The organism is Microbacterium thalassium (assembly GCF_014208045.1).
GTDB lineage: Bacteria > Actinomycetota > Actinomycetes > Actinomycetales > Microbacteriaceae > Microbacterium > Microbacterium thalassium.
Window position 1 is genome coordinate 1,116,608 of the sequence record NZ_JACHML010000001.1, and the last position, 21,704, is coordinate 1,138,311.

A 21,704-nucleotide genomic window follows, 5' to 3' on the forward strand; every position below is an offset into this window, starting at 1 on the left:
TTCGACGTTTTTCCCCAACACCGGAGGTGCCGTGCCCGCAGTCCTGGTCAACGGAGCGGTTCTCGACTTCGAGATCTCGGGGGAGGTCGGTCCTCTCGTCGTACAGCTGCACGGCCTCATGTCGAGTCGTCACCGCGACGCGCACCTGGGTCTGGACCTCGGTCGGGCGCTCAACGGGCACCGCGTGCTGCGCGTCGATGCTCGCGGCCACGGCGGCTCCACGGGAACCGACGACCCCGCACACTACGCGTGGGAGAGGCTCGCCGACGATCTGCTGGCCGTCCTCGACCACGTGGCTCCGGGTGAGACCGTCCACGGCCTCGGGCCCTCGATGGGCACCGGGACGCTGCTGCACGCGGTGCTGCGCGACATCGAGCGGTTCGACAGCCTCACGCTCATGCTGCCGCCGACCGCGTGGGGCACCCGGCGTGCGCAGGCGGAGACCTATCTGTCGAACGCCGACCTGATCGAGGCCTCGGGCGTCGCCGCGTTCGTCGAGCTCGGCAGCACGACGCCGGTGCCGCCGGCTCTCGCCGAGGCGCCGCTGACGGGCCCCGCCGTGCCCGAGGTGCTGCTTCCGACGGTGCTGCGCGGAGCCGCCACGACCGACCTCCCGCCCCGGGAGCACATCGCGAACATCACGGTGCCGACGCTGATCCTGGCGTGGACGGGAGACCACACGCATCCGCTGCGCACCGCCACGAAGCTCAACGAGACGCTGCCGCACAGCCGCCTCGTGGTCGCCCGCACCCCCTACGGCGTCATGGCATGGCCGGGGCTGTTCGCCGAGCACGTCATCACGGCGGGCGTCGAGAATCCGACGACCGGCGTCATCGAGATTCCGGGAGGACGCCCCGCGACGCGTTCGGCGTAGTCTGGGCGCCATGGCCGAGCTGACCTCCGAGACGCCGCCGGGCATCAGCATCCGCCCTCTCGAGACCGTCGAGCAGGTCTTCGACGCCTCGGCAGTGCTGGCCGAGGTGTGGGGCGGCGATCGGTCGGGCATGCCGCCCAACCTGCTGCGCGCCCTCGCCCACGCCGGCAACTACGCGATGGGCCTCTACACCGACGGCCGCATGATCGGGGCTTCCGTCGCGTTCTTCGCGGAGCCGTCGGCGCGCTCGATGCACAGCCACATCACCGGGGTTCTGCCGCCGTACCGCAGCAAGGGCCTGGGCCGCGTGCTCAAGCAGCACCAGCGCGAGTGGGCGCTCGCCCGGCAGGTCGGCCACATCACGTGGACGTTCGACCCCCTCGTCGCCCGCAACGCCCACTTCAACCTGCGGATCCTCGGGACGCGCGTGACGGAGTACCTCGTCAACCACTACGGCCCGATGGACGACGGCGTGAACCGCGGCGACGAATCCGACCGCATCATGGTCTCGTGGGCGGTCGCCGCCCGCCCCGTGCCGACGCCGCCGGATGACGACGTGGTCGCGTCGGTCGAAGTCCCCCACGACATCGAGGCGATCAGAGCCGCCAACGGGATGGAGGCGGCGCTGTGGCGCGTGCGCGTCCGGGACCAGATCGTGGACCACCTCGGCGACGGCCTCGTCATCGGCGGCTTCGACGACGACCGGGGCTACCTGCTCGTCCGCCCCTGAACCGCGGATGTCGGTGGCCGGGGTCACCGACGTCGGCGCGCGCTGCGTCGGAGAATTCGCTCTCGGATCCGCCGACGTTCGGCGCATTCTCCGACCGTCGGACGGGGCGGCGCCCGCGCGCCGGTGTATCAGGCGGGGTCTGCGGAACTCTTCGGGGTCGAGGGGCCGTTCCGCGTCATGGAGCGCGGGGACGCGCGTCTCACAGACGACGGACCCGAGAGGAGCACGCCATGTCCGCACCCGCAGAGGTTCTCGCCGCACTGATCCATCGCGCGCGCCGGCGCCCGTCGCCTGCCGCCCGGCGGATGCGGCCGCGCACGGCACGCGCGACCTTCATCCCGCTGCGCACCGAGACGCCCGCCCGCGCCCTCGCCCACTGAGGCGGCCCGCGCCGCCAGTGGGGCCGACCCGGGCCCGCGTACGCTGGCCCCATGCCCATCGCCCGACCCGCGGCATCCGTCGCCCTCGAGGGGGTCGAGCTGCGCGTTCTGCATCTCCCCCTCGTCTCCCCGTTCACCACGTCCTTCGGCACCGAGACCGTCCGCGAGGTGATCGTCGTGCGGGCGCTCACGTCGGAGGGCGACGGCTGGGGTGAGATCGTCACGCAGGACGCCCCGCTGTACTCGAGCGAGTACACGTACGGTGCGTGGGACGTGGCGCTGCGCTGGCTGATCCCGGCGCTGCTGGACCGTCGCACGCTCGCCCCCGAGGACGTCGCGACGGTCTTGGAGCCGTTCAAAGGGCATCGCATGGTCAAGGCCGGGCTCGAGCTCTCCGTGCTCGACGCGGCGCTGCGGTCCGAGTCGCGCGGCATCGGAGAGTACCTCGGCGCGGAGCGCGACCGCGTCCCCAGCGGCGTCTCGGTCGGCATCCAGCGCGACCCGGCGACTCTGGTCGAGGCCGTCGGCGGCTACCTCGACGACGGCTACGTGCGCATCAAGATCAAGATCAAGCCCGGCCGCGACGTCGGCGACACGGCGTCCGTGCGCGACGCGTTCGGCGCCATCCCGCTGCAGGTCGATGCGAACTCGGCGTACACGCTCGCCGACATCGACACGCTCGCCGAGCTCGACCGGTTCGATCTGCTGCTGATCGAGCAGCCGCTGCAGGAGGACGACCTCGTCGACCACGCGGCGCTCGCGCGGCACCTGACGACGCCGATGTGCCTCGACGAGTCGATCACGTCGCGCAAGGCAGCCGCCGATGCGCTCGCGCTGGGCTCGGCATCGGTCATCAACATCAAGGCGGGACGCGTCGGCGGCTATCTCGAGGCGGTCGCGATCCACGACCTGTGCCAGAGCGCCGGCATCCCGGTGTGGTGCGGCGGGATGCTCGAGACCGGCATCGGGCGATCGGTCAACGCCGCGCTCGCCGCGCTCCCGGGTTTCACGCTGCCCGGCGACATCTCGGCGTCGAACAGGTTCTACACGCGCGACATCGTCACCGAGCCGATCACGCTCGAGGACGGCCACGTCCGCGTGCCGACGGGGCACGGCATCGGCGTCGAGATCGACCCCATCGCGCTCGAGGACGTCACAGTTGCGCGCGAGGTCCTGCGGCGATAGCGGGTGCCGCCCCGCTCGCGCCGACGAGCACGCGGCGGCCGGATGCGGATGTCCATCCGCCGGACGGAAACCCCGGTGACAACGGGTGCCGGGCAGGGTATCGAAGAAGGCGGACACGAGGAGGTGCCGCCATGACCATCACCGTCGCACCGGTCGAGGACCGGCTGTTCGCAGGAGGGCGCTGGGTCACCGCGCATTCGGACGCGCGGATCGAGGTGCACAACCCGTACTCCGGCGAACTCGTCGGCACGGCGGTCGACGGCGACGCCGACGACGTCGCGACGGCCGTCGCCGCGGCGGGGGAGGCATTCGAGTCCGGCCCGTGGTCGCGCATGGGCGTCGAGGAGCGCGCGGCGGCGATGGAGCGCCTCGCGGACGAACTCGAGCGGCGGGGCGACCGGATCGCCGACCTCGTGACCGACGAGATGGGGCAGCCGCGCACGCTGTCCCGGCCGATGAACGGCATCGTGCCGGCCGCGCACCTGCGGTACTTCGCCGGTCTCATCCGCGACTACGCCTTCGAGCAGGACCGCGCGAACGTCCTCGGTCCCGGCTCGTCGATCATCCGCCGCGAGCCGCTGGGCGTGGCCGGCCTCATCGTGCCGTGGAACTACCCGCAGTCGCTCCTGACGACCAAGCTCGCCCCGGCCCTCGCGGTCGGCTGCACCGTCGTGATCAAGCCCGCGGGCGAAACGCCGCTCGACGCCCTCATCCTCGCCGAGGCGGTCGAGGCCGCGGGCATCCCCGACGGCGTCGTCAACATCGTCACCGGCGGCCGCGACACCGGCGACGCGCTCGTGCGACACCCCGGTGTCGACAAGATCGCGTTCACCGGCTCGACCGCCGCCGGCCGGCAGATCGCGCGCATCGGCGGTGAGCGGCTCGTCCCGGTGACGCTGGAGCTGGGTGGCAAGTCGGCGGCGGTCATCCTCGACGACGCCGACTTCGACGTCACCCTCGCGACGCTGCGCACGATGTCGTTCATGAATTCGGGGCAGACGTGCTTCCTGCTCTCGCGCGTGCTCGTGCCGCGCGGCCGGCGCGACGAGTTCGTGGACGGTCTCGTGGACATCGCGCGCTCGTTCCGGCACGGCGATCCTCACCGCGAGGACACCGAGCTCGGACCGCTCGTGTCCGAGCGCATCCGGTCCCGCGTGCGGTCGATGGTCGACCGCGCGAAGGCGGAGGGGGCCAGCATCCTCACCGGCGGACGGGACCTGCCGGGCGAGCAGGGCACGTTCTACGAGCCCACGATCCTCACGGGGGCCTCGCCCGACTCGCAGATCGCACAGGAGGAGGTGTTCGGGCCCGTGGTCACCGTGCTCGAGCACGACGGCGACGATGAGGCGGTCGCCCTGGCGAACGACTCGACGTACGGGCTCGGCGGCGCGGTGTTCTCACAGGACATCGAGCGTGGGCTGGGGATCGCACGCCGCATCCAGACCGGCACGGTCGGGGTCAACGGCTACGCTCCCGACCTCGCGAGCCCCTTCGGCGGGTACAAGGCATCCGGCCTCGGCCGCGAGCAGGGCCCCGAGGTGTTCGACAACTACGTCGACATCAAGGCCATCAACGCGAGCATCCCGCCGGCGTCGTAGGCGCGCGTCGGCCGGGCGGCGCATCATGGAGGCATGACCGGTGTGCTGCTGGATCTCGACGGCGTCCTGTACGTGGGCGACGAAGCGGTGCCCGGTGCCGCCGACGCCGTCGCGTGGCTCGCGGCCGAGCAGATCCCGTTCCGGTACCTGACGAACACCACGTCGCGTCCGCGCGGCGCCATCGTCGACAAGCTCCGTCGGCTCGGCATCGAGGCGGATGCCGACGACGTGCTCACCCCCGCCGTCGCCGCATCCGACTGGCTGCGCGAGCGCGGCGTCGGCACCCCGGCCCTGTTCGTGCCCGACGTCACGGCGGCCGAGTTCGCCGGGCTCGATGCGCTGGATCCCGGGGCCGAGGAGGGTGCGGGCGCGGTCGTCGTCGGCGACCTCGGCCCGTCGTGGGACTTCGCGACGCTCAACCGCGCGTTCCGGCTGCTCATGAGCGATCCGGCGATACCGCTGATCGCCCTCGGACTGACCCGCTACTGGCGCGCCGAAGACGGTCTGCGGATGGATGCGGGCGGGTTCGTGCGTGCGTTGGAGTACGCGACCGGTCGCGACGCCGTCGTGCTCGGCAAGCCCGATGCGCGGTTCTACGACGCCGCCGCGGCGGCGCTCGGGGTCGCTCCCGGCGATGCCGTCATGGTCGGCGACGACGTGCGCACCGACGTCGGCGGCGCCCAGCATGCCGGACTGACCGGCGTGCTGGTGCGGACGGGGAAGTTCTCGCCGGCGGATCTCGACGGCGACGTCACCCCCGACGCGGTCATCGACTCGATCGCGGACCTGCCGCGGTGGTGGGCGAGCCGCTGAGGGATGCCGCGCGGACGGTCACATGATGTTGCCGACGCCCGGGGTATAGGCCGGCGAGACGACCGACGCGCTGGCGATGAGGGTCGTGCACGTGACCGTGCCGTCGAACCTCGCGAGGGGAGCCGACACGTCGACCATGGGCGCCTGGACCTTCACCGGGCCGCTCGCGCTGATCTCGATGGTGGCTGCCGTCAGCCGTATCGTGCTGCCGCTGCCGTGGCTGATGGTCACCTGGTCGTCTTCGAGCACGACGCTGTGCCCCGCGGCCGTCGTCAGCCGGACCGCCGGCGCTGACGCGGCGTCGTCGAACTCGAGTCGGCTGCCGGATCGGGTCTGCAGGACCCGCACGTCGTTCGCCGGATGCGGCGGCTCGGGCAGGGCGTCGCCGGAACCCCACACGGCGCCGAGGACGATCGGGTGGGCGAGGTCGCCGGCCTCGAACGCGATGACCACGTCGCTGCCGACCTCGGGCAGGACCTGAAGCCCCTGACCGTCGTCGGCGTACGGCGAGCACCACGGCGCCCACATGCGCACCTCGCGCCCCGGGTCGCCCTGGGGGCGGACGAGCCGCACCTCCACGCGCCCGCTCCCGAGCGGATCGACGTTGTCGGTCACCTCCGCCCGGTACACGCCGGGGAGCGTCCGCTGCCTGATCTTCTCGCCCATCGCCGTTCCTCCTGCCGCTCGCTGCCGCTCGCTGCCGCTCGCTGACGCGGGCGCCGTCGGCAGACGCCCGACCGCGCCAGTGTAGGACCCGAGCTCCGAGATCGTGGCGCGGATGCCGGCCTCCCGGGGGTCGAGAGCGCGCGGCCCCCGGGAGGCCGCTCGCCCTCTACGCTGGCCTCGTGACCCAGTACCCGCCGCCGCCCTACGGGCCCCCGCCTCCGCCGAGCATGAGCCCCGCCGACGAGAAGATGTGGGCCACCCTCATCCACCTCGGCGGACTCTTCTTCGGATTCATCGCGCCGCTGATCGGCTACCTCGTGCTGAAGGACCGCGGCCCCTTCGTGCGCGCCCACACCGCGACGGCGCTGAACTTCCAGCTGACGCTGCTCATCGTGTACGTCGCCGGCTACATCCTCACGTTCGTGATCGTCGGCATCTTCGTGCTGATCGCCGCCGGCATCCTGGCGCTGGTCTTCTCGATCATCGCCGCCGTCAAGGCGAACCAGGGGCAGTGGTACCAGTACCCGATGACGATCCGCTTCGTCTCCTGAGACAACGGAAGCGGCCCCCGCCTCGATCGAGGCGGGGGCCGCTGTCATCGGTCAGACCGGGGCGGACTCGGATGCGGGGCGCTTCTCGCCCTCGCCCGTGTCGTCATCCTCGACCCACGGCGCGTGGTGCGCCCGCTCGAGCTTGGCGCCCTCGACGTCGACGTTGGGGATGATGCGGTCCAGCCACTTCGGCAGCCACCAGGCCGATCGGCCCAGCAGGTGCATGAGCGCCGGCATCAGCAGCATCCGCACGACGAAGGCGTCGAGCAGCACGCCGAAGGCGAGGCCGAACCCGATCGAGCGGATCATGACCGACTCGGCGAAGATGAACCCGCCGAACACCGACACCATGATCAGGCCCGCGGCCGTCACGACGGCCCGGCCGGCACGCACGCCCTTCATGACCGCGAGGCGCGCGGAGGAGCCGTGGATGTAGGCCTCCCGCATGCCCGACGACAGGAACAGCTGGTAGTCCATGGCCAGGCCGAACAGGATGCCGACGAGGATCACCGGCAGGAAGCTCAGGATCGGGCCGGTCGAATGCAGGCCGATGAGCTCGGCGCCCCAGCCCCACTGGAACACCGCGACGGTCGCGCCGTAGGTGGCGAACAGCGACAGGATGAACCCGCCGGTGGCGATGATCGGCACCAGGAGCGAGCGGAACACGACGATCATGATCAGCAGCGACAGGCCGACGACGACCGCGATGTACAGCGGCAGCACATCGGCGAGGTTCTCCGAGATGTCGATGTTGATCGCCGCCTGGCCGGCGACGCCGAGCTCGTACTCGCCCTCGACCGGCGGAAGCCCCCGCAGGTCGCGCACGAGCTGATCGGTCGACACCGAGTTGGGGCCCTCGTCGGGGATCACCTGGAACGCGGCGAGGGTGCCGTCGTCCGAGATCGCGATCGGCGCCACCGCGAACACGGAGTCCTGCTCCGAGATCACGGTGGCGATCTCGAGCTGCGCCTGGAGCTGCTCGGCGTCGGACTGGTCGCCCGGGAGCGTCGCGGTGACCACGAGCGGGCCGTTGGCGCCGGCTCCGAACGCCTCCTCGGTGAGGATGTGTGCCTCGTAGGCGTACGATCCCTCGGGTTCGCTCGCGCCGTCGGGGAGGCCCACGCGCATCGACAGGGCGGGGATCGCGACGATCAGCAGCGCGACGATCGCGCCCAGCGCCGTCAGCACGGCGCGCCAGGTGCCCATGGGCTTCGCGCCGGTGTCCTCGTGGTGGAGGGTGCCGAGGCGCGCGCGGTCGCGCTTGCCGAGGACCCGCAGGCCGAGCAGGCCCAGGAGCGCGGGGATCAGGGTCACGGCGATGAGCACGGCGATGAGCACCGCGAACGCGCCGACCGTGCCCATGAGGCCGAGGAACGGGATGCCGGTGACGTTCAGCGCCAGCAGCGCGATGATCACCGTGGAGCCGGCGAAGGCGACGGCGTTGCCGGCCGTGCCGTTGGCCAGGCCGATGGACTCGCGGACGTCCGCGCCCTCGAGGAGCTGGCGCCGGTGGCGGTTGATGATGAACAGCGCGTAGTCGATGCCGACCGCGAGGCCCAGCATGACGCCGAGCACGGGGGTCACCGACGACATGTCGAGCACGCCCGACAGCGACAGCGCCGCCAGCACGGCGACCGCGACGCCGACGAGCGCCGAGACGATCGGCAGCGACGCGGCGATGACGCTTCCGAGCATGACCAGCAGCACGATGCCGGCGATCACGAGACCGATGATTTCGCCCGGGCCGATGAGGTTGGGCACGGACTGGGCCATCGTCGTCGAGAAGGCCACCTCGACGCCGTCGACGGGGTTGTCCTCGAAGTACGCGATCACCGCCTCCTTCGAGGCGGGGTCGAGCTCGAGCAGCGGCACGTCGAAGGCGACGTTCAGGATCGCGGTGGAACCGTCCACCGAGACGAGGTGGATGCCGTCGGCGAGCGCCAGCAGCGCCTCGCCGCGGTCGAGCTGCACGACGGCGTCGGCGAGCTCCGCCTCGCCCTCATCGAGGTCCTGGAGATTCGCGGCGATCTCGGCGCGCGCGTCGTCGATCTGCTGCTGCTGGGCGTCCAGCTGCGCCTGCTGCGCGTCGAGGGCGGCGAGCTGCTCGGCGGGCGCGCCGAACTGCTCGGCCTGGGCGCGAGCCGCGTCCAGCTGCTCCTGGCCGGCATCGAGCTGCTCCTGACCCGCGTCGAGCTCGGCGAGCGCGTCGGCGATCTGCTCGCGTCCGTCGGCGATCTGCTCCTCGGCGTCGGCGACCTCGGCGCGGCCGTCGACGATCTCCTGCCGGCCGTCGGCGAGCTCCTGCTCGGAGGCGAACGGCTCGGCGATCTCGGCGACGTCGGGGAGGTCCTCCGCGCCGGCGGCGAGTTCGGCGATGGCCTCCTGCTGCTCGTCGGTGAACGCCTCGCCGTCCTCGGTGTGGAAGACCACCTGGCCGCTGGCGCCGGAGTATTCGGGAAGCTTGTCGGCGAGTTCGTCGATCACCTCGCCCGATGCGGTGCCCGGCACGTCGAAGCTCGTCGCGAGCGAGCCGAAGCCGATCGCGAACGCGCCGCCGGCCATCGCCAGCACGGCGATCCACGAAACGATCACCACCCAGGCGCGTCGGGCCGACGCCTTGCCGAGTCTGTAGAGCAGTTCTGCCATGTGATGTGTCCTTCGCAGATCGCAGGGAGAGGAGCCGGCGGCGTCGGCGGCGACGTAAGCATACGATACGTTGCGTCTCGCTTGCTGAACGTAGGATGAACAGGTGACCGTTCGACGTGGTGGAGCCCCGCGCAGTGAGGCGGCGCGCATCGCGATCCTCGAAGCGACGGCGCGTCAGGTGGTCGAGCGAGGGTTCGCGCACATGACGGTCGAGGGCATCGCCGCCGACGCCCATGTCGGCAAGCAGACGATCTACCGCTGGTGGTCTGACAAGAGCGAGCTGGTCGCCGAATGCATGGTCGAGGGCTACCTGCTTCCGGACCTTCTGACCGTCAGCTCGACCGCGGACCTGCGCGATGACCTGCGCCGCGCCCTGACGGCGCAGTTCGCCTTCGCCGATGATCCCGCCCATGCCTCGCTGCTGCGGTCGCTGATCGCCGCCGCCACGGACAATGCCGCGATCGCCGATCGCGTGCGCCAGGCGCTGAGCGCCGACGGGCTGCTCCGCCGCCGGCTCGACCAGGGCGTCGCCGACGGCGATCTGCCGCCCGGCTCGCCGACGAAGACCATCGCCGAGGCGATCGCCGGCGCGTTCGTGCTCCGCGTGCTGCTGCGCACGCCGCCGGGGAACGTCTCCGACGAGGTGGAGCGCCTGCTCGATGCGATCCTGGGAACCGGGATCGCTCCTGCGGAATGACGCCCGCTTCGCGTGGGGCGTCCGCGGCGGACGTAGGCTGGGGCCATGCCTGGGGACCCGCTCCGCAACGACGCTCCGCTCCGCCCGAAGCGCCGCCGTGCGCTGATCGCCACGGCGCTCGCCGCGTCCCTCGCGATGCTCGCCGGGTGCTTCCCGATCTCGTTCGACGACGGATCGGACGGAGGCGGTGACTTCGCCGACGACGGCTGCACGAGCGTGGTCGTGGCGACGTCGTCCGAGAAGGTCAACATGCTCGATGCGCTGGCGGATGCGTTCAAGGAGTCGCCCGAGATGGCGGCTCTCGACACGTGCGCCACGATCCGCCCCATCGACGTCTCATCGGGCAACGGGGCGCGCTTCCTGTCGTCGGGGGAGGACTGGCCCGACGACGACGTGCGCCGCTGGCCCACGATGTGGTCGCCGGCGTCGACGGTGTGGACCGATCGCGTGGCCGCCGCGGCCTCCCCGTCCCTCGTCGGGGAGCCGGAGTCGTTCACCCACACGCCCATCATCTTCGGGATGCCCGAGACGATGGCCCGTGCCCTCGGATGGCCGGACGCCGAGATCAGCATCACCGACCTCGCCGCCCTGTGCGCCGATCCCGAAGGGTGGGCGAGCGTCGGCAAGCCGCTGTGGGGATCCTTCAAGATCTCGAAGACGAACCCGAACACCTCGACGACCGGCTTGTCGACGATCCTCATGCAGTCCTACGAGGCCGCGGACAAGACCGCCGATCTGACGGCGGCCGACGTGACGGATGCCGCCGAGTTCTCGCGCATCTTCGAGGAGTGCGTCATCCACTACGGCGACACCACCGGCAAGGTGCTCACGCGCCTGTACGACGAGGCGCAGAGCGGCACGTCGGGTTCGGGATACGTCTCGGCGGTCGCGCTCGAAGAGACCTCGCTCATCAACTACAACCTCGGGAACCCCGATTCGCACACGGTGCAGCCGGGCGAGACGCTCACGCCGCCGCGCGAGAAGCTCGTCGCCGTGTACCCCGCGGGCGGCTCGATGTGGTCGGACAACCCCATCACGGTGCTCGGCGCGTCCTGGGTCACCGCCGAGCAGGCGACCGCCGGCGAGGCCTTCGCGCGGTTCCTGCAGACCGACACCGCCCAGGGCATCCTGCCCGAGTTCGGGTTCCGTCCGCTCGATGAGAGCGTGCCCCTCGGCGACCTGTTCACGGTCGAGAACGGCATCGTCGCCGAGCAGCCGGCGACGACTCTCCCCAAGCCCGAGGTCGCCGTCGTCTCGGCCGCCATCGACCAGTGGACCGAGATCCGCAAGCCGTCCTCGGTGCTCGAGCTCATCGACATCTCGGGCTCGATGGACGAGGAGATCGGAGACGGCCGGTCGAAGCTCGACGGAGCGATCGAGGGGGCGCAGACGACGCTCGCGCACTTCCGCCGCACCGACGAGGTCGGCGTGTGGGCCTTCACGACCGGGCTGTCGTCATCGGCGGGCGCCGGCGTCGGCATCCTCCGCGAGGTCTCGCCGCTGGGCTCGGACCTCGAGCAGCTGCAGTCGTCGCTCGACGACCTGCGCTTCGCGGACCGCGAGGGGACACCGCTCTACGACGCGATCGCCGCGGCGTACGACGAGATGACCGCGCGCGCCGAGCCCGGACGCATCAACGCGATCGTCGTGCTGTCGGACGGGCAGGACACCGACTCGCGCATCTCGCTGGACTCCCTCGTCGCCAAGATCGGCACGGCGTCCCGTGAAGGCGGCGACGACGCTCCCGTGCGCATCTTCCCGATCGCGTACGGCGAGGGCGCCGACACCAACGCCCTCGCGCGCATCGCCGAGGCGACCGGCGGCCAGTGGTTCGACGCGTCGGATGCCGCCAAGATCGACCTCGTGTTCGCCTCGGTCATCAACAACTTCTGACCCGGGTAGCCATGATCCAGGTGCACGCCGCAGCGGCCTCCCCGGGGGGCTACGTCGACGACGCCGCCGACGCGCTCGCCACCGCCAACGTCTACGTGTCGAGCGAAGTGGCCTCGAGCGCGCAGCTGCGGGCGGTGCTCGAGGAGCACGTCGGCGACGCGTCGATCGGCGTCGCGGTGTTCTCGGACAACGCCGCGCTCGAGGCCTCGAACAGCGAGATCCTCCAGCAGCTGGCCGAGCAGACCTCCTACGACACGATCATCATCGCGGTCGGCGACGACCTGTCGGCGGGCTCCTATGTGCTCGAACAGGGCGAGGCGCCGCGGATCGCGAACGAGGCCGAGACGTCGGCCGGCTCCCTCGAGGACGCGCTCGTGGCCACGGTCGACGAGGTGGTCGCCGTCAGCGGCACGGGACCCGACCTCGGCGGCGGGTTCGACGCGGGCCCGCTGATCGGGGTGGTCGTGGCGGTCGCCGTCGTCGTCGCCGGCATCGCCACGCTCATCGCTGTGCGGCGCGCGCGGCGCCGTTCCCGGGCGGCACGCGGCGTCCCGGCGGAGATCCGGCCCCGCATCGCGTCGCTGCGCGAGCTGACCGGGGCCTACGCCGCCGCAGGCTCCGCCGGCAACGGCGTCGCACTGCAGACCAGCCAGAGGATCGCGGCGCTGGCCACCAATGTCGAGGAGCTCTTCGTGCGGCTCGCGCGAGGCCGCGACGGCTCCCAGGTGGGCATCGCGGCCGTGGAGTACGGCGACAAGCTGCGCAAGCTCACCGCCGCCCTCGAGCGCGAGTACCTGCTCGACATCCTCACGCACCCGAACCTGTGGGACGACCCGGCCGAGCGCGTGCGCGAGGTGCAGAGCGCCCTCGACGCCGTCTCGCACGAGGTCGTCGAGAATATCAAGCAGGTCAACGCCCGCCGCGCCCTGCACTTCCAGGTCTCGCTCGACGGGCTCATGGGCGGCCGCAAGGAGCTGCAGGACTGGCAGTGCGCGTTCGACGCGGCCGGCGACGAGCAGCATCCGCCCCGGTCCTGAACGCCGGACGGCGCCGCGACGGACTTCCCGCCCGTCGTCGCGACGGGCCGTTCGGCACTGCCGACCGCACCGGTGCCGTGCCTACCGTGGAGGTGACGCCGGAGCTGGACTCCGGCGCTGAAAGGGGGCCGGACATGCGCTCCTGGACGATCGCCCCCCGCACACCGCTGGGCGGCTGGTCCCTCGGACTGGGGATCGCCGTTCCCGTGCTGCTGGCCGTGGGGTCGTTCACCGCGACGCTGTTGGAGGTTCCGTCGGCCGACACGATCCTCGGCGACGTCCTCGCCCGCCCGGGCGTGGCGCTGCCGATGCTCGCGGGGATGCTGTGCGCGCTCGCGTCGCTGATCACCGGTCTCGTGGCGTTCTTCGCCCGGGCCGACCGGTCGATCCTGGTGCTCGCGGCGTTCGCGCTGTGCGGGCTGTTCGTGCTGTTCCTCATCGCGGAGTTCGCGCTGTCGCCGTGGTTCCCGCATTGACGGTCGGGTGACCCGGTGGGAGCGGAGTGACCGCGTCCGGACGACTAGAATCGTCGGATGCCGCCACACGCGGCATCCCGCGCGCCTCGCGCACTCCCACACCCTCTCCCGACCATTGGAGCCACCGTGGCCGAGCAGTCCCGCCTCGACAAAGTCATCAGCCTCGCCCGCCACCGCGGTTTCGTCTTCCAGGCCGGTGAGATCTACGGCGGTTCGCGTTCGGCCTGGGACTACGGCCCCCTCGGCACCGAGCTGAAGGAGAACATCCGTCGGCAGTGGTGGAAGACCTTCGTGCGCGGCCGCGGCGACATGGTGGGCCTGGACTCCTCGGTCATCCTCCCCAAGCGCGTGTGGGAGGCCTCCGGCCACGTCGCCACCTTCACCGACCCGCTCGTCGAGTGCCTGCAGTGCCACAAGCGCTTCCGCGCCGACAACCTCGTCGAGGACTTCGAGGCGCGCAAGGGCCGCAAGGCCGAGAACGGCCTCGCCGACATCCCATGCCCCAACTGCGGCACGAAGGGCCAGTACACCGAGCCGCGCGCGTTCTCGGGCCTGGTGAAGTCCTTCCTCGGCGTCGTCGACGACGAGCAGGGCCTGCACTTCCTGCGCCCCGAGACCGCGCAGGGCATCTTCGTGAACTTCACGAACGTGCTCACCGCGAGCCGCAAGAAGCCGCCGTTCGGCATCGGCCAGGTCGGCAAGGCGTTCCGCAACGAGATCACGCCCGGCAACTTCATCTTCCGCACGCGCGAGTTCGAGCAGATGGAGATCGAGTTCTTCGTGCCGCCCGCCGATGCGCAGGAGTGGTTCGACCACTGGGTCGAGGCGTGCTGGGACTGGTTCGTCGACCTCGGCATCGAGACCGACAACATGCGCCGCTTCGACGTTCCCGAGGACGAGCGTGCCCACTACTCCGACGGCACGATCGACTTCGAGTACCGCTTCGGCTTCCCGGGCAAGGAGTGGGGCGAGCTCATGGGCGTCGCCAACCGCACCGACTTCGACCTGGGCAGCCACACCGAGGCGTCCGGCCAGGCCCTGACCTACTTCGACCAGGCCTCGGGCGAGAAGTACATCCCGTACGTCATCGAGCCCTCGTTCGGTCTGACGCGCGCCATGATGGCATTCCTCATCGACGCGTACCACGAGGAGGAGGCGCCGAACGCGAAGGGCGGCACCGACACCCGCACGGTGCTCAAGCTCGACCCGCGCCTGGCTCCCGTCAAGGTCGCGATCCTGCCGCTGTCGCGCAACGAGAAGCTCTCGCCGCTCGCGCGCGAGGTCGCCGACTCGCTGCGCGGCGAGTGGAACATCGACTTCGACGACGCCGGCGCCATCGGCCGCCGCTACCGCCGCCAGGACGAGATCGGGACGCCCTTCTGCGTCACCGTCGACTTCGACTCGCTCGACGACCGCGCCGTGACCGTGCGCGACCGCGACACCATGGGCCAGGAGCGCGTGCCGCTCGAGAACCTCACCGCGTACCTGTCGGAGCGCCTGCGGGGCGCCTGACGCCGCTCGTCACGGCTCGCCCGGCCCGGGTTCATCCGGATGCCGGTCGGGCCGGCGGCCGTTCCGCCCGGCACGTGTGACGAACGGCGGGGATGCTCGGCGACACGCCGCGGGCGGCATCCGCTCGTCGGCGCGTCGCGGAGGATCCCCGCCGTTCCGTACGCGCCAGGCGGCCGGAGCGCCCCGGCCGCGGAGTCAGTCGAGGACGGTGATCTTCGCGTACTCGCCGCCGCCGCCGGCGGCGTAGGCGTACGCGCCCTCCACGATCTCGCGCAGCACGTCTTCGTCGACCTTCTCGAGGTCCTTGATGTACAGGCACCCCACACCCGACGAGTGCGGGCCCAGGCGCGCGAGCTCCTCCTCGTGCGCCGCGATCGAGTCGAGATAGATCGTCGACGCGGTCTTGCGCGGGGCGAACGCGATCAGAGGCATGTCGCCCTCGTGCCCCGTCCGGTAGCGGTAGTGGCACGCGCCGAAGCCGATGATCGTGCCCCACAGCTCCGGCTCGCGCCCGCTGATCTCCCGCATCAGCGCGATGAGCGTCTCGGCGTCCCGCTGACGCTTCGCGGGCGCGATCCCCGCGATGAACCCGGCAACACTGCCGCCCGTCTTCTCCATGTCAGCCCTTCGCCTTCGCCGCGGCCTTCATCTCGCGTTTGAACTCGCGCACCTTCGCCAGCGACTCCGGCGACGTGATGTCGGCGACCGAGCGGTACGAGCCCTCGTCGCCGTACGAGCCTGCGGCCGTGCGCCAGCCGTCGCCGTCGTAGCCGTACTGCTTGCCCAGCAGCGCGAGGAAGATCTTCGCCTTCTGCTCGCCGAAGCCCGGCAGCGCCTTCAGCCGCTTCAGCACGGTCGCCCCGTTCGGCTCGTCGCGGGTCCAGATCGCCGCGGCGTCGCCGTCCCAGTCGGTCTGGATCGCCTCGCACAGCGCCTGCACGCGGCCGGCCATCGAGCCCGGGAACCGGTGCACCGCCGGTGTCTGCTTGAACGCCTCGGTGAAGGCGTCCGGGTCGTAGCCGGCGAGGGTTCCGGCATCCATCGCCCCGACGCGCTCGCGGATCTTCAGCGGCCCCGCGAACGCGGTCTCCATGGCGACCTGCTGGTCCAGCAGCATCCCGATCAGCAGGGCGAGCGGGTCATCGGTGAGGAGCTGGTCGGCGTCGGCGTCGCCGGTGATGTGGAGCGTCATGATGCCAGTCTCGCACCCGGCGGCAGGCCGCGCGATGCGGCGCCGATGCGAGGATGGATGCCGTGGAAGACCGATCCGAAGCCCTCCCCGACCTGGCCGCGCACGCGCACGAGCGACACGTCGTCGTCGTCGGCGGCGGCATCGCGGGGCTCGTCGCCGCGCACGAGTGCGCCAAGGTCGGCCTGGCCGTCACGCTCGTCGAGGCGGCCGGGCGGCTCGGCGGCACGATCGGCGATGCCGAGGTCGACGGCATGCCGGTCGGCACGGGGGCGACGTGCTGGGCGACGGCGGGCGGCGGGGTCGCGCGACTCGTCGACGAGCTCGGCCTGACGGATGCCGTCGTCGAGCCCGCCGAGAACGCGGTGTGGGTGTCGGGGCTGCCGACGGGCGCCGCGCCGATGCCGCGCGAGACCGTGCGCGGCATCCCGGCCAATCCGTGGGCCGACGACGTGCGGGCCATCATCGGCTGGAGCGGTGCGTGGCGGGCGTACGTCGACCGCCTGCGACCGCCGATGACCATCGGCGTCGAGCGATCTCTCGCGCGGCTCGTCGGCTCGCGGATGGGCGACGCCGTGCTCGAGCGCATGGTCGCGCCGCTGACGGTCGGCGGGTACGGCATCCGCCCCGAAGAGGTCGATGTCGACGTCGCGGCGCCGGGTCTGAACGGCGCACTCACGCGCACCGGCTCGCTCGGCGGCGCGGTCGCCGAGGAGCTCGTGGATCGCTCGGGCGCTCCCGGCATCCAGAGCCTCGCCGGGGGGCTGCCGCGGCTCGTGGACGCGCTCGCCGCGCGGCTGAGCGAACTCGACGTCGACGTGCGCACCGACACCGAGGTGCTGCGGCTCGAGCGCGACGACGCCGAGCGGTGGCTCCTGCGCATCCCGTCGACGGACGATGAGGCGGTGACCGACGCGGCCGATCCGATCGCGCCCGCGGACGCCGTGATCGTCGCGACGGACGAGCAGGCCGCGCGGATGCTGCTCGAGCCTGTCGTCCCGGATCTCGCGACGGTGCGCACGCGCGGGCCGATCGACGTCGAGACGGTCACCCTGGTCGTCGCCTCGACCGCGCTCGACGATCGCCCGCGCGGCACCGCCTGCTACCCGGTGCCCGGCACGGCGGCGGCCGCCGGCGTGCTGCACGAGACGGTCCGGTGGGCATGGCTCGCCGAAGCCGCGGGCGCCGGGCGTCACGTCCTGCGGCTGACGTTCGGCACCGCCGACGTCGCGCCGATCACCGCGGGCATGGCCGACGCCGAAGCGATCGAGCGGGCCGCCGACGCGGCGTCCGAGATCCTCGGCATCCCGCGCCCCGAGCTGATCGTGCGCGACGGCGTGCGCGAGCGTCACATCCTCGCGCGTCCGGCCTCGGTGCTCGGACACGCCGACGACACCCGTGCCGTGCGCTCGGCGATCGCCGCGATTCCGCCGCTGTCCGCGGTCGGCGCGTGGCTCGCCGGCAGCGGTCTCGCCCACTCCGTCGACGACGCCGTGGCCGAGTCCGAGCGCGTGCGCCGGAGCGTGCTGTGGGGGTCGGATGCGGCCGAGTGACATATCCGTCCCGCCGGTTTCGCGCAAGCGGATGCCGCGGGCGGCATGTATGGCTACCCTGGGAGAGCCAGCAGGAGCACCACCCGAGCGGGAGGAGACCCCATGAGGGGCAAGGCAGGACTCGTCGTCGGACTCGCCGTGGGCTACGTCCTCGGCGCGCGCGCCGGACGGGAGCGGTACGAGCAGATCAAGGGCCTGTGGCTGAAGGTCTGGGAACTCGAGCCCGTGCAGACCCAGGTCGGCAAGGCGAAGGAGTTCGCGAAGACCAGCGCGATGGCCCTTCCGAGCACCCTGTGGGACTCGGCGGTCAAGGTCGGCAAGGCCGCGTCGAGCAAGGGGACCCCGGGCCAGCGCCTGGACGCGGCGATCAAGACCGCCAAGGACTCGGCCGACGACGTCGAGAAGGCGGCCGAGACCTCGGCGAAGGCCGTGAAGGACGGGGCCGAGGAAGCCGTCGAGGACAGCGAGGCCTGACATGTCGCCGACCCGCGGATTCCGAGACCGCGCGGACGACAGTCTGCTCACCGTCATCGGCGACATTCCGGAGCTGGTCCGGAACCTCATCATCGCCGAGGTCGACGCGGCCAAGGCGTGGCTCGCCAAGACCGCGAAGGACGGCGGCTGGGGCGCGCTGTGGGTGTTCGCCGCCCTCTTCGTGCTGTTCTGGTCGGTGCCGGCGCTCGGCACGTGGGCCATCGCCGGACTCTCGTCATGGTGGCCGGTGTGGCTGTCGGCGCTCGTGGTGTTCTTCGCGATGCTGATCGTCGCGATCATTCTGGCGCTGCTGGGTGTTCTGCGATTCCGCCGGATGACCAAGCGCACCAACCCCGTCCAGTCGATCGCCCAGGACGTCCAGGAGGTCCGCGATGAGCTCTGATGTGCCCGTCCCCCTGCCCCGCACCGCTGTGCCGCTCGACATCGCCGACCCGGTGGAGCGGGCCCGCGCCGAGCTGAAGGCGGCGCTGGCGGCCATCGACGAGAAGGCGAATGTGCCCCGTCGGATGGGGATCGCCATCGACAAGGGGATCGACGCGTCGCGCTCGTTCGCGCGGAGCAGCCCGGTGCTCGCCGCCGCGGCGGTGGTCGCGGTCGCCGCGGGAGTCGGCGCCGCGGTGTGGGGCGTCGTGCGCCTCTACACGCGCTGAGCCGCACGTGTTGAGCCCCGGGACCGCTCCCGAGGCGGATGTTACCGGTGACCCACACGGCACCGGGGCGCGCTCGGCGCGCGGCGGGGGTATGCTCGAACCCGCAGGCAGTGCGATGGTGCGGATGCTGCCGCCGTGTCACACCCGAGATGCGTCGGCTGACTCGAACGTGGGACGGCCGAGAACTGCACCGTGAGAGCAGCAACCCCCCATGAACACTCACACTCGCCTGAGCAGCGCCAAGCCCCTCACCGGCTGGCGCGTGCTCGTTCCGCGCGGAGGACCGTGGGGTGACTCGGTCGCGGCGTCGCTGCGACGTCAGGGAGCGGTGCCGGTCATCGCGCCGCTGATCAACTTCGCGCCGTCCACCGACCAGGACACGCTCCTGGCGGCTCTGGCGGACCTGTCGCGCGGCGAGTTCGACTGGCTGACCGTGACCAGCGCCACGACGGTGGACGTCCTGCGCGCGTACGGCGCCACGATCCCCGACGACACGCACGTCGCCGCGGTCGGCGAGACGACGGCCGCCGCGTTGCAGGCCAGCGGGTATCACGTCGACCTCGTGCCCGACGCCGACAACTCCGCGATGGGGCTCGCCGACCAGCTCATCGCGCTCGAGCGCGAGCCGCGTCGCATCCTGACGCTGCGCAGCGAGATCGCCAAGCCGGTGCTCAGCGCCCGGCTCACCGACGCCGGCCACGAGGTGCGCAGCGTCGTCGCCTACCGCACGGTCGGCGTGCCCGTGGCCGACCGCATCGCCGAGGACGTCCGCTCGGGCCGCATCACCGCGATCCTCGTCACGAGCGGTTCTGTCGCCGCGCAGGTGAAGGCGCAGTTCCCCGACATCCCCGCGTCGACCCTGATCGCCGCGATCGGCCCGCGCACGGCGCACGACGCCGACGCCACGGGTCTGGCGGTGGACGTCGTCGCCGACCAGCAGAGCGTCGACGCCCTCATCGACGCCGTCGCCCGCCACGCCCACCCGCAGGACGCGGACGAATACGCGCAGTGACGGCATCCGACCCTCGGCCCCGGGTGGTCGTGCTGGCCGGTGGCGTCGGCGGCTCCCGCTTCGTCGCCGGCGTGCGCGGAGGGCTTCGCGCACGCGGCGTCGCCGACACGGCATCCGCCATCACCGTCGTGGTCAACACCGGCGACGACCTGTGGCTGTCGGGTGTGCGCCTGCAGCCCGACGTGGACTCGATCCTCTATGCGCTGGCGGGCGTCAACGACACCGCGCGCGGGTGGGGACGTGAGGGCGACACCGAACGGGTGAACGCCGAGCTGCAGGCGTGGGGCGCCGGATGGCCCTGGTTCACCCTCGGCGACCTGGATCTCGGCACCCACCTGGCTCGCACGGGCTGGCTGCGCGAGGGGCTGTCGGTCACCGAGGTCGTCGGCCGGCTCGGCGCACGCTGGCCGCTCGGAGCGCGGCTGCTGCCCATGACCGACACCGAGGTCGACACGCGCGTCATCGTGAGCGACGCCGGCCGGATGCGGGAGCTGCACTTCCAGGAGTGGTGGACGCGACACCGGGCGGCCCTCGACCCCGTGCGGTTCGAGAATCCCGGGATCGCGGAGGCTGTGCCGGCCCCGGGCGTCGCCGAGGCGATCGCCGAGGCGGACGTCGTGCTGATCGCGCCGTCGAATCCCGTCGTCTCGATCGGGCCCATCCTGGCCGTGCCCGGCATCCGCGGAGCGCTGCGCGATACGGCCGCCCCGGTCATCGGGGTCTCGCCGATCATCGGGGGACGGGTCGTGCGGGGGATGGCCGACGTGTGCCTGACCGCGATCGGGGTGGAGACCTCGGCCGCGGCCGTCGCCTCCCACTACGGCGCCCGCGCCGACGGCGGTCTGCTGGACGCGTGGCTGCTCGCCGAGGAGGACGCCGCCGCGGCCGACGACGTCGCGCGCGGCGGCATCCGCCCGATCGTCGCTCCGCTGTGGATGACCGACGCCGACGCGTCCGCAGCGCTCGCCGCCCGGGCGCTCCAGGCTGCGGGCGTGTGACGTGCCCGAGCTGACCTGGCTGGCATGGGCTCTGCTCGGTGTCGCCGCCGCGATCGTCGGACTGTCGAAGACCGCAGTGCCGGGCGCCGGGACCGTCGCCGTCGCGATCTTCGCGGCCGTGCTGCCCGCCCGGCAGTCCACCGGGACGATCCTGCTGCTGCTGATCGTCGCCGACGTGTTCGCGGTGCTCGCCTACCGACGCCACGCCAACTGGGCGGCGCTGCTGCGGCTGGCGCCTGCCGTGGTCGTCGGGATCGTGCTGGGCGTGCTGTTCCTCGCGGTCGCGGACGACGCGTGGGTCAAGCGCGTGATCGCCGTGATCCTGCTGTCGGTGATCGCCCTGACGCTGCTGCGCCGGCGCATGTCGCGCAGCGTCGCCGACGCCGGTTCGCATCGCATCGCCGCGGCGACCTACGGCACGCTGGGCGGCTTCACGACGATGGTCGCGAACGCGGCGGGGCCCGTGATGTCGATGTACTTCCTCGCCGCACGGTTCTCGGTCAAGGAGTTCCTCGGCACGGCGGCCTGGTTCTTCGCTCTGGTGAACCTCAGCAAGCTGCCGTTCTCGATCGGCCTGGGGCTCATCACGGTGCCGGGTCTGCTCCTGGACCTGGCGCTCGTGCCGCTGGTCGTCGGCGGCGCGCTGTTCGGCCGGTGGGTCGCGGACCGCATCGACCAGGTGCTGTTCGAGCGCCTCGTGATCGTGTTCACGATCGTCGGCGCCGTATACCTGCTGCTCTGAGACCTGC

General features: G+C 71.8%; 23 protein-coding genes. 19 read left to right on the forward strand and 4 right to left on the reverse strand.

The window, feature by feature from the left end:
• Window positions 1-31: 31 nt before the first annotated feature.
• From HD594_RS05245 to HD594_RS05270, 6 genes are all read left to right on the forward strand, one after another.
• Window positions 32-874: an alpha/beta fold hydrolase gene (locus tag HD594_RS05245; RefSeq protein WP_184749946.1), complete on the forward strand. Its 843-nt coding sequence runs from the start codon at window positions 32-34 to the stop codon at window positions 872-874.
• 10 nt (window positions 875-884) lie between these two features.
• Window positions 885-1,604: a GNAT family N-acetyltransferase gene (locus tag HD594_RS05250; RefSeq protein ID WP_184749947.1), complete on the forward strand. Its 720-nt coding sequence runs from the start codon at window positions 885-887 to the stop codon at window positions 1,602-1,604.
• Between the two features lie 230 nt (window positions 1,605-1,834).
• On the forward strand, window positions 1,835-1,984 hold the full coding sequence (locus HD594_RS05255) for a hypothetical protein (protein WP_184749948.1): 150 nt from the start codon (window positions 1,835-1,837) through the stop codon (window positions 1,982-1,984).
• A 51-nt stretch (window positions 1,985-2,035) separates the two neighbouring features.
• Complete coding sequence (gene menC, locus HD594_RS05260; RefSeq protein ID WP_184749949.1) at window positions 2,036-3,169, forward strand: o-succinylbenzoate synthase; 1,134 nt, start codon at window positions 2,036-2,038, stop codon at window positions 3,167-3,169.
• A gap of 131 nt (window positions 3,170-3,300) precedes the next feature.
• Window positions 3,301-4,767, forward strand: a complete 1,467-nt coding sequence (locus HD594_RS05265) for an aldehyde dehydrogenase (protein WP_184749950.1) — start codon at window positions 3,301-3,303, stop codon at window positions 4,765-4,767.
• 33 nt (window positions 4,768-4,800) lie between these two features.
• Window positions 4,801-5,580, forward strand: coding sequence for a TIGR01458 family HAD-type hydrolase (locus tag HD594_RS05270; protein ID WP_184749951.1), 780 nt, complete (start codon window positions 4,801-4,803; stop codon window positions 5,578-5,580).
• An 18-nt stretch (window positions 5,581-5,598) separates the two neighbouring features.
• Here HD594_RS05270 and HD594_RS05275 read toward each other — a convergent pair whose 3' ends face one another.
• On the reverse strand, window positions 5,599-6,246 hold the full coding sequence (locus tag HD594_RS05275) for a phage baseplate assembly protein V (protein WP_184749952.1): 648 nt from the start codon (window positions 6,244-6,246) through the stop codon (window positions 5,599-5,601).
• A 227-nt stretch (window positions 6,247-6,473) separates the two neighbouring features.
• On the opposite strand from HD594_RS05275, the gene HD594_RS05280 reads away from it, so the two are divergent.
• Window positions 6,474-6,797, forward strand: a complete 324-nt coding sequence (locus HD594_RS05280) for a DUF4870 domain-containing protein (protein WP_184752581.1) — start codon at window positions 6,474-6,476, stop codon at window positions 6,795-6,797.
• 51 nt (window positions 6,798-6,848) lie between these two features.
• Here HD594_RS05280 and HD594_RS05285 read toward each other — a convergent pair whose 3' ends face one another.
• Complete coding sequence (locus tag HD594_RS05285) at window positions 6,849-9,443, reverse strand: MMPL family transporter (RefSeq protein ID WP_184749953.1); 2,595 nt, start codon at window positions 9,441-9,443, stop codon at window positions 6,849-6,851.
• 103 nt (window positions 9,444-9,546) lie between these two features.
• On the opposite strand from HD594_RS05285, the gene HD594_RS05290 reads away from it, so the two are divergent.
• The 5 genes from HD594_RS05290 (at window position 9,547) to HD594_RS05310 (ending at window position 15,058) form a co-directional block, all read left to right on the forward strand.
• On the forward strand, window positions 9,547-10,140 hold the full coding sequence (locus HD594_RS05290) for a TetR/AcrR family transcriptional regulator (protein WP_184749954.1): 594 nt from the start codon (window positions 9,547-9,549) through the stop codon (window positions 10,138-10,140).
• Window positions 10,141-10,185: 45 nt separating this feature from the next.
• Window positions 10,186-12,033, forward strand: coding sequence for a substrate-binding and vWA domain-containing protein (locus HD594_RS05295; RefSeq protein ID WP_184749955.1), 1,848 nt, complete (start codon window positions 10,186-10,188; stop codon window positions 12,031-12,033).
• A gap of 11 nt (window positions 12,034-12,044) precedes the next feature.
• On the forward strand, window positions 12,045-13,070 hold the full coding sequence (locus tag HD594_RS05300) for a hypothetical protein (protein WP_184749956.1): 1,026 nt from the start codon (window positions 12,045-12,047) through the stop codon (window positions 13,068-13,070).
• 134 nt (window positions 13,071-13,204) lie between these two features.
• Window positions 13,205-13,546 (forward strand): hypothetical protein, encoded by a 342-nt coding sequence (locus HD594_RS05305; protein WP_184749957.1) that lies wholly within the window; start codon window positions 13,205-13,207, stop codon window positions 13,544-13,546.
• A gap of 126 nt (window positions 13,547-13,672) precedes the next feature.
• On the forward strand, window positions 13,673-15,058 hold the full coding sequence (locus tag HD594_RS05310; protein WP_184749958.1) for a glycine--tRNA ligase: 1,386 nt from the start codon (window positions 13,673-13,675) through the stop codon (window positions 15,056-15,058).
• Between the two features lie 195 nt (window positions 15,059-15,253).
• Here HD594_RS05310 and HD594_RS05315 read toward each other — a convergent pair whose 3' ends face one another.
• Both HD594_RS05315 and HD594_RS05320 read right to left on the reverse strand, forming a co-directional pair.
• Window positions 15,254-15,676, reverse strand: coding sequence for a DUF1801 domain-containing protein (locus HD594_RS05315; RefSeq protein WP_184749959.1), 423 nt, complete (start codon window positions 15,674-15,676; stop codon window positions 15,254-15,256).
• 1 nt (window position 15,677) lies between these two features.
• Window positions 15,678-16,250, reverse strand: a complete 573-nt coding sequence (locus HD594_RS05320) for an HhH-GPD-type base excision DNA repair protein (RefSeq protein ID WP_184749960.1) — start codon at window positions 16,248-16,250, stop codon at window positions 15,678-15,680.
• A 62-nt stretch (window positions 16,251-16,312) separates the two neighbouring features.
• On the opposite strand from HD594_RS05320, the gene HD594_RS05325 reads away from it, so the two are divergent.
• The 7 genes from HD594_RS05325 (at window position 16,313) to HD594_RS05355 (ending at window position 21,697) form a co-directional block, all read left to right on the forward strand.
• On the forward strand, window positions 16,313-17,800 hold the full coding sequence (locus HD594_RS05325) for a protoporphyrinogen/coproporphyrinogen oxidase (protein ID WP_420827204.1): 1,488 nt from the start codon (window positions 16,313-16,315) through the stop codon (window positions 17,798-17,800).
• Window positions 17,801-17,902: 102 nt separating this feature from the next.
• Window positions 17,903-18,274: a hypothetical protein gene (locus tag HD594_RS05330; RefSeq protein ID WP_184749962.1), complete on the forward strand. Its 372-nt coding sequence runs from the start codon at window positions 17,903-17,905 to the stop codon at window positions 18,272-18,274.
• Between the two features lies 1 nt (window position 18,275).
• The gene (locus tag HD594_RS05335; RefSeq protein WP_184749963.1) at window positions 18,276-18,677 is read left to right on the forward strand and encodes a phage holin family protein; all 402 of its coding nucleotides are present in this window, start codon (window positions 18,276-18,278) and stop codon (window positions 18,675-18,677) included.
• Window positions 18,667-18,945: a hypothetical protein gene (locus tag HD594_RS05340; RefSeq protein ID WP_184749964.1), complete on the forward strand. Its 279-nt coding sequence runs from the start codon at window positions 18,667-18,669 to the stop codon at window positions 18,943-18,945. The genes HD594_RS05335 and HD594_RS05340 overlap by 11 nt, the downstream gene beginning before the upstream one ends.
• 211 nt (window positions 18,946-19,156) lie before the next feature.
• Complete coding sequence (locus HD594_RS05345; RefSeq protein ID WP_184749965.1) at window positions 19,157-19,957, forward strand: uroporphyrinogen-III synthase; 801 nt, start codon at window positions 19,157-19,159, stop codon at window positions 19,955-19,957.
• Window positions 19,954-20,955, forward strand: a complete 1,002-nt coding sequence (cofD, locus tag HD594_RS05350) for a 2-phospho-L-lactate transferase (protein ID WP_271171312.1) — start codon at window positions 19,954-19,956, stop codon at window positions 20,953-20,955. Before HD594_RS05345 ends, cofD begins: the two co-directional genes overlap by 4 nt.
• A 1-nt stretch (window position 20,956) precedes the next feature.
• Window positions 20,957-21,697: a sulfite exporter TauE/SafE family protein gene (locus tag HD594_RS05355; RefSeq protein WP_184749966.1), complete on the forward strand. Its 741-nt coding sequence runs from the start codon at window positions 20,957-20,959 to the stop codon at window positions 21,695-21,697.
• Window positions 21,698-21,704 lie beyond the last annotated feature (7 nt).

Coding starts and splice junctions, on each gene's coding strand:
- HD594_RS05270 (WP_184749951.1), top strand. CDS start 4,801: ATGACCGGTGTGCTGCTGGATCTCGACGGCGTCCTGTACGTGGGCGAC.
- HD594_RS05340 (WP_184749964.1), top strand. CDS start 18,667: ATGAGCTCTGATGTGCCCGTCCCCCTGCCCCGCACCGCTGTGCCGCTC.
- HD594_RS05305 (WP_184749957.1), top strand. CDS start 13,205: ATGCGCTCCTGGACGATCGCCCCCCGCACACCGCTGGGCGGCTGGTCC.
- HD594_RS05255 (WP_184749948.1), top strand. CDS start 1,835: ATGTCCGCACCCGCAGAGGTTCTCGCCGCACTGATCCATCGCGCGCGC.
- HD594_RS05295 (WP_184749955.1), top strand. CDS start 10,186: ATGCCTGGGGACCCGCTCCGCAACGACGCTCCGCTCCGCCCGAAGCGC.
- HD594_RS05315 (WP_184749959.1), bottom strand. CDS start 15,676: ATGGAGAAGACGGGCGGCAGTGTTGCCGGGTTCATCGCGGGGATCGCG.
- HD594_RS05285 (WP_184749953.1), bottom strand. CDS start 9,443: ATGGCAGAACTGCTCTACAGACTCGGCAAGGCGTCGGCCCGACGCGCC.
- HD594_RS05265 (WP_184749950.1), top strand. CDS start 3,301: ATGACCATCACCGTCGCACCGGTCGAGGACCGGCTGTTCGCAGGAGGG.
- HD594_RS05330 (WP_184749962.1), top strand. CDS start 17,903: ATGAGGGGCAAGGCAGGACTCGTCGTCGGACTCGCCGTGGGCTACGTC.
- HD594_RS05335 (WP_184749963.1), top strand. CDS start 18,276: ATGTCGCCGACCCGCGGATTCCGAGACCGCGCGGACGACAGTCTGCTC.
- HD594_RS05250 (WP_184749947.1), top strand. CDS start 885: ATGGCCGAGCTGACCTCCGAGACGCCGCCGGGCATCAGCATCCGCCCT.
- HD594_RS05320 (WP_184749960.1), bottom strand. CDS start 16,250: ATGACGCTCCACATCACCGGCGACGCCGACGCCGACCAGCTCCTCACC.
- menC (WP_184749949.1), top strand. CDS start 2,036: ATGCCCATCGCCCGACCCGCGGCATCCGTCGCCCTCGAGGGGGTCGAG.
- HD594_RS05280 (WP_184752581.1), top strand. CDS start 6,474: ATGAGCCCCGCCGACGAGAAGATGTGGGCCACCCTCATCCACCTCGGC.
- HD594_RS05345 (WP_184749965.1), top strand. CDS start 19,157: ATGAACACTCACACTCGCCTGAGCAGCGCCAAGCCCCTCACCGGCTGG.
- HD594_RS05300 (WP_184749956.1), top strand. CDS start 12,045: ATGATCCAGGTGCACGCCGCAGCGGCCTCCCCGGGGGGCTACGTCGAC.
- HD594_RS05275 (WP_184749952.1), bottom strand. CDS start 6,246: ATGGGCGAGAAGATCAGGCAGCGGACGCTCCCCGGCGTGTACCGGGCG.